Consider the following 6,509-nt stretch of genomic DNA (forward strand, 5'->3'; position numbering starts at 1 on the left):
CTAACTAGTTCTTTTACCATTAACATTATTTCTATGAGGTTTTTTACAAAAAATACAGCTGTCATGATACTGGTGTTCTTTGTGTCACTAGCTGGGCATGCCACTGCTCAAATTACCTTAACCGGCAAAATAGCTGATGATCAGAACAAGCCAATAGCCTATGCTATGGTCAGCCTGTATGCCGCAGGAGCAGAGAACACAGCGTTAATAGAAAAGCTTACAGATGAAGACGGGGTTTTTCTGATTCCTGTTCCGCACTACGGCACGTTCACACTTAGAGCACATAGTATGTCTCATACTGATATGTCACAAGTAATAGAAATTAATGCGCCCCAGACGGCAATTGCTATGGTGATGAAACAAAAGGAAATCAGCTTGGGAGAGGTTACCGTGTTGGCTAGAGAGAATATGATTAAGCACGAATTAGGTAAAACCATAATGACGGTGGAGGGCAATGAGTTCTTGGTGGGGAAGAGTTCATTAGAGCTCCTGCAAATGGCCCCTGGCGTTCTAGTGCTGAATGACCAGGTTAAACTGAACGGATTGACAGATGCAAAAGTCATGTTGAATGATAAGCTACTGAACCTTACAGGAGCTGACTTACTGAACTTTCTGGGGAGCCTTCGTTCTGAAAATATTCAATCTGTTGAAATTATAAAGCACCCTCCGGCAGAGTATGAGGCTAGTATCGGAGGTTTGATACATATCATCTACCGTAATCCCAAAGAACAGGGTTTGATAGGTTCAGTAAGCGGAGGCTATACACAGGGCAGGTACGGTAGTTTCAATAACGGTGCTACGTTGCACTACAAGAAGGGAAATCTTAGATTAAGCGGAAGTCTTTCTTATGATCAGCCGAAAGAATTCTTTGACACAAAGCAGGAGCGAAGGATGAACGGCCTGGTCACCTACAACGCAGTAGATACCGGTATGATAGACAAAAAAGTAACAAACACAAGGCTTGGCGCATTTATAGATTTCTCTCCAGCACAATCGGCCGGCATTGAGTATATGCACTATGAAAACGATAACAGTACGGTCATTAACTCTTTAATAGATCTGCGGAATGTAGAAACCGCTAACGCATTTCGACTGAAGGGAAACTATCCTAGGAGCCTTCAAACAAGCTATGACAACGTCGGCATACATTATGAGCACACCTTAGACACATTAGGGTCCACCATAACCTTCTTAAGTGACTTCACCCAAAATAAAGACAGCTTTAAAAATAATGCAAAATCTCTTTACACGCACCAAGAGAGTGGTGCAGAGCAGGATTCCATCTATAGAAACACAGGGAGCAGTAAGTCAGATATTTTTACCGTGAGCCTTCAGGTAAACAAAGGGTTTAGAAATGATTTAAAGTTGTCCAGCGGGTTCAAGTATAGTCAGTCATCGATCGGTAATAACATTGTATTCGATTATCTGCAAGACCGTTGGGTTAATGTGACAGGGCTCAGCAATGCGTTTGAGTACTCGGAGAAAATTATAGCTAGCTATTTCAAACTTGAGGGCAAGGTGTTTAATGTGGAATATGACTTAGGCCTGCGGGGAGAGCAGACTTTCAGTGAGGGATATTCACTTACGCTAAAACAGCAGAACCAACAGGCGTACTTCAACCTTTTTCCAAACGTCAACCTTAAGCGATACACGAATGAAGAGAAGGGTAATTACTTTACTTTCAGCTATAGCAAGCATATTAATCGCCCACACTACAGCTACCTAAACCCGTTCGTGAATTACACAAACGACTTTACCACTTATACAGGAAATCCCTACCTCAATCCAGAGATCGATAACTCTGTGGACCTGAGTTTTTACCTTCAAGACACATATTCGATATCAGTCGCATACAGTGACATGCGGAATGGAATCCAGCAAGTGCCTATCCCAAACCTCGAGAATTCTTCGATAAACACGCTCTGGATCAATTCTCAGCACATGAAATCTTACAGCCTTTCGCTGTCTGTGCCTTATCAGGTAGCAGAGTGGTGGTCCAGTTATACCAACATTTCTGGGATTTACCAAGAGTACGGGTTTGAGGGGCTTGAGAATAATTTGCCATTTGCCTATGTCCAGTCGCAGCAGCAGATACAAATCCCCAAAGGCTACAATGTTAGTGTAACCGGATTGTATGTCTCTAAATTTAACCAGGGAGTATCCGTTATGCAGGATTTTTATCAGCTTAATATAGGTGTTCAAAAAAGATTTATGCGAAATAAATTATCAGCCAGGCTACAGGTCAATGATGTTTTAAACTCCTGGAGATTACACAGCGACACCTCATTTAAAGGATTGGAAACTTCCATCAGAGCAAAAAAACAGACACAAACTGTTAGCCTGCAGCTCCAGTACAACTTTAGCCTAGGTAAAAGCTTCAATGCGAAGAAAGTAGAGCGAAGCAGCGCGGAAGAAAAAGGTAGACTATAGGATTTAAACTTTTACTCTATACATATTTTACAAATGGTATTTACTCCTCAACATGATCAGATGGACTGTGGGCCTGCCTGCCTTTCTATGGTCGCCAGTTTGCACGGGAAGAAGTATTCCCTCCAGTATTTGAGGGAAAAGTGCTTTCTCACCAAAGACGGTGTTTCCCTACTAGGGATTAGTGAGGCAGCAAAAAAAATAGGCTTCAATCCGATCGCTACAAGGCTAACCTTGGAGGAGCTGGTTTCTCTGGCTGAGCCGTGCATTCTTCATTGGAATCAAAACCATTTTGTCGTTTTGCAGAAGGTCAAAAACCAGCATGTTACTAATCAGCGTACTTTTAGAATTGCTGATCCGGGATTTGGCTATATTACCATCGATGAAGGCAGTTTCAAGAAGTCCTGGCTATCTGAAAACACGGAGGGCATAGCCTTATACTTGGACCCGACAGAGCAATTTTATAAAGTCGAGGCAATTCAAAGTGATGGGCTGTCTATAAAGTACTTCCTTGACTACCTCAAACCTTATAAGAGACAGATTCTACAGTTGCTGCTGCTACTGCTCACTGGCAGCGGTATTGCCCTGCTGCTACCTGTCTTAATGAAGAATCTTATTGATTTAGGAGTAAGTCCTAAGAATATGGGCATGGTAAAGCTCATCTTGATGGCACAGCTGGCATTATTTGTAGGCTCCTTAACAATTGAGATCTTCCGTAATTGGATTGTTTTATACGTGGGGGCGAGAATTAACATCTCTTTGGTTTCCGACTTCATGAAGAAGCTACTTAAACTTCCCATGGGATTCTTTGAAACGAAAATGATGGGTGACTTTAACCAGCGAATTCAGGACAATGAACGCATCGAGGCTTTCCTCACGTCCCAAAGCTTACTGACTTTTTTCTCAGTGATTACGCTTTCAGCTTTCTTAGTAATCCTTTGCTATTACGACCTGACTATCCTGCTTGTTTATGCTGTATTGACAGGGATTTCCATTATTTGGTTTTATTACTTCCTATATAAGCGGAGCATTTTAGACTACTTACGGTTTAGGCAGCGCAGTGAGAATCAAGAGAACATCTATGAGATCTTCAGTGGCGTGACGGAGATGAAGCTGAACCAGGTGGAGGACATGAAGCGAAAGGGGCTCAAGCAGAACCTGCTTAAGCTGTTTGAAATAAACTTGAAAATACTTAAGCTGGAGCAGGTCCAATTATCAGGTTTCGAGTTTATCAACCAGACCAAAAATATTGTGGTGACTTTTCTGGCAGCCACTTATGTTATCAACGGGAATATGTCCATGGGGGAACTATTAAGTGTGTCCTTTATTATTGGGCAAATGAACGCACCTGTTAGTCAACTGGTCACTTTTTTCCGTTCTTTCCAGGATGCAAAGTTGAGTCTGGAAAGATTAAATGAAGTGCAAAATCACCCAGAGGAGGAACAGGTTGATCAGAAGCCATTAGGTTTGACAGGAAAGCACTTACCAATTGGGGAGATGCCTGGTGTAAAGTTATCAGATTTATTTTTCCAATATGGCGCCAGTTCTTCACCTTTTGTACTAAAAGAAATTAATCTGCTATTTCCAGAAGGTACGACGACAGCCATCGTAGGGGCAAGTGGCAGCGGTAAAACAACGCTCATGAAACTCCTATTGAAGTTCTATGAGCCGACGCACGGGGAGGTGTGCTTCAACAATGTTAACCTAACAATGGTTTCTGCATCAAGTTTGCGGAGAAACTGTGGAGTGGTCATGCAAGACGGGTTTATCTTCGCAGACACCATTGAGCGAAACATTGCCACCTCTGATGAGCTGATTGACTATACTCGGTTATGGAATGCCATACGTATTGCTAACCTCCAGGAATTCATAGAGTCTTTGCCTCTTAGGGAAAAGACGAAGGTGGGGGCAGTGGGCAACGGTATTTCTGGAGGGCAGAAGCAGCGGCTACTCATAGCACGTGCTGTTTATAAGAACCCACGTTACATACTTTTGGATGAAGCCACCAGCGCCTTGGACGCAGCGAATGAAAAGATTATCCACCAGAACCTGACTGAGTTCTTCCTAGGAAGAACAGTCATTGTCATTGCCCATCGCCTCTCCACCGTCAAAAATGCGGATAATATTATAGTGTTAAAGGACGGACAGGTAGTTGAGCAGGGTAATCACTCGACGCTTGTGAGTAAAAAGGCGGAATACTTTAGCTTGATAAAGAATCAGCTGGAGCTAGGAAATTAAGTGACTGCCAAAGTATACTTCCATGTTAGGTATCTTGCTCGTGCTGGTGTAGGTGAAATCATGGGCTGATTTGACAGGAGAATTACCTAGGCAAATCTTACGCAGTATAGAAGCAAACATCCACTTTATGAGAAAAGTATTTATCATCATATTATACATTATGCTGTCTTCCACTAGCATAGCACAGTCCTATCAGGAACTAGTAAAGCATTCTTTTAATCATTTAAAGAACAGAGATGAAGAGGAACTTGCAGAAACTTGCCTTCAACTGTTTTCCGCATATGCAATGGAGCAAGACGAGACGTACTCGGCGGCCCGTGCCGCTGCAGCACGAGAGGAAGATGTACAAGCTTTTGCATTGCTTCACGCAATTGTACAGGATAGCTCTTTTCTGGATGAGGTGAAAAAAGATACGGCATTTGTATCCCTGCACACCGATAGGAGGTGGAGAAGCTTAATAGAAAAAATCCAGCAAATTGATGCTAGCTATGATGCTGACGCGAAGCAAACGTTGGAAGATATCCATGCCAGTGACCAAGGCATTCGTCTCCTTCTTCTAGAGGCGTATCAAGTCTATGGAAGGGAAAGCCAGGAGGCAAAAAGCATCCGTGCTCGTATGAAGATGATAGACGAAGTGAATGCAAAAAAAATACAAGAGCTACTTCAGACGAAAGGATGGCTGGGGCTCGATAGGGTAGGAGAGTTAGGGAATCAGGCTTACTTTTTAGCAATACAACACGTACAAGATTCTGTGGTGCAGCACAAGTACCTGCCCCTAATGCGTCAGGCGGTTGAGGCAGGAAATGCCGCGCCGTGGCAGTATGCCTTTTTACAAGATCGTATTTTAATGAATGAGGGTAAGTTTCAGATATACGGCACACAAAAGATTCTGTCGGATGACCCTACCAAAAGCTACCTGGTCCCTCTACAATATCCACAAAGGGTAGATGAGTTACGGGCGGAGGTAGGTCTGAAACCATTAAAAGAGGCGTTGGCCGAAGAAGGGTTTCCATGGGATTTGGAGGACTACAGTAGACGGCTTCCCCAGATCAAAAAAATGTATCGTAAACGTTTTTTCCAGCTAAAGGAAAAGAGTAAAAAATAGCATACTTAGCCTATGCTATACAATTAATAAAGTTCTTACTCTATCTTCAAAGCAGCGAGCAAGAGCTTAAAAGTTGTGGTATCCGTGTGGTATCCGTCCGCTCTTTACCGCTTCATGTTTACCCTAGCGCCGAAAACTGGTCCCAACGTTGAGGAATTTCCGGTAGTATGTTGTACAGAAAGAGTTTGTTACTTCCCGCAGACTTGATGCGCCCGGTGTTGATGAAAATCAAGTAAGCCTTATATTAAGTATACAGATTTAAATCACATGTCCTGATACTTTGATGAAGAATAATAAAATCATGGCTCAAGCACTACGTTAGGCAAAGAACGGGAAGGCCATGGGACACTGCCTCACCGTGACTTTCCCGTTACTTTACACCTTCGCATGCTTTGGCTGGGGCAGCTTGCCTAGCAACTACAAGCAAAAGCTATTTGTGATAGCTTCAACCGCATTTCAAATCGAAATTAAGGCCTTCTTTAAAAGCGCCTATGCACTTCGCTGCATCCTGTGGCAATCTGTTGCGGCCGTTGAACTCGCTGCAGCAATAATAACAGGAGCCTAGGCGCTTCGTTGCTAATTGTGGCAGTCCGCTGTATTATGCTGCACTTCATGGCAACTTCCTGCATTCTGCTGCAGCTTTCTGCTGTTCTTTGCAGCCCAAGCAATATCATCCCGTTCCAAACTGTCTAGTTATGAAATAGGTTGTATCAAAAAAGGGCCGTTTTACAAGCACATA

The 6,509-nt window shown here is 43.1% G+C and carries 3 protein-coding genes; all 3 read left to right on the plus strand.

Going from position 1 to position 6,509, the window contains the following annotated elements; genetic code table 11:
• Nucleotides 1-33 precede the first annotated feature (33 nt).
• The 3 genes from LN995_RS20525 (at nucleotide 34) to LN995_RS20535 (ending at nucleotide 5,770) form a co-directional block, all read left to right on the plus strand.
• Nucleotides 34-2,430 carry an outer membrane beta-barrel family protein gene (locus LN995_RS20525; protein WP_229962965.1) on the plus strand — a complete coding sequence of 799 codons (2,397 nt, stop codon included), beginning with the start codon at nucleotides 34-36 and terminating at the stop codon, nucleotides 2,428-2,430.
• 33 nt (nucleotides 2,431-2,463) lie between these two features.
• Nucleotides 2,464-4,665, plus strand: a complete 2,202-nt coding sequence (locus LN995_RS20530) for a peptidase domain-containing ABC transporter (RefSeq protein ID WP_262910544.1) — start codon at nucleotides 2,464-2,466, stop codon at nucleotides 4,663-4,665.
• 127 nt (nucleotides 4,666-4,792) lie between these two features.
• Nucleotides 4,793-5,770, plus strand: a complete 978-nt coding sequence (locus LN995_RS20535; RefSeq protein ID WP_229962966.1) for a DUF6624 domain-containing protein — start codon at nucleotides 4,793-4,795, stop codon at nucleotides 5,768-5,770.
• Nucleotides 5,771-6,509 lie beyond the last annotated feature (739 nt).

The organism is Pontibacter silvestris, from assembly GCF_020907275.1.
Taxonomy (GTDB): domain Bacteria; phylum Bacteroidota; class Bacteroidia; order Cytophagales; family Hymenobacteraceae; genus Pontibacter; species Pontibacter silvestris.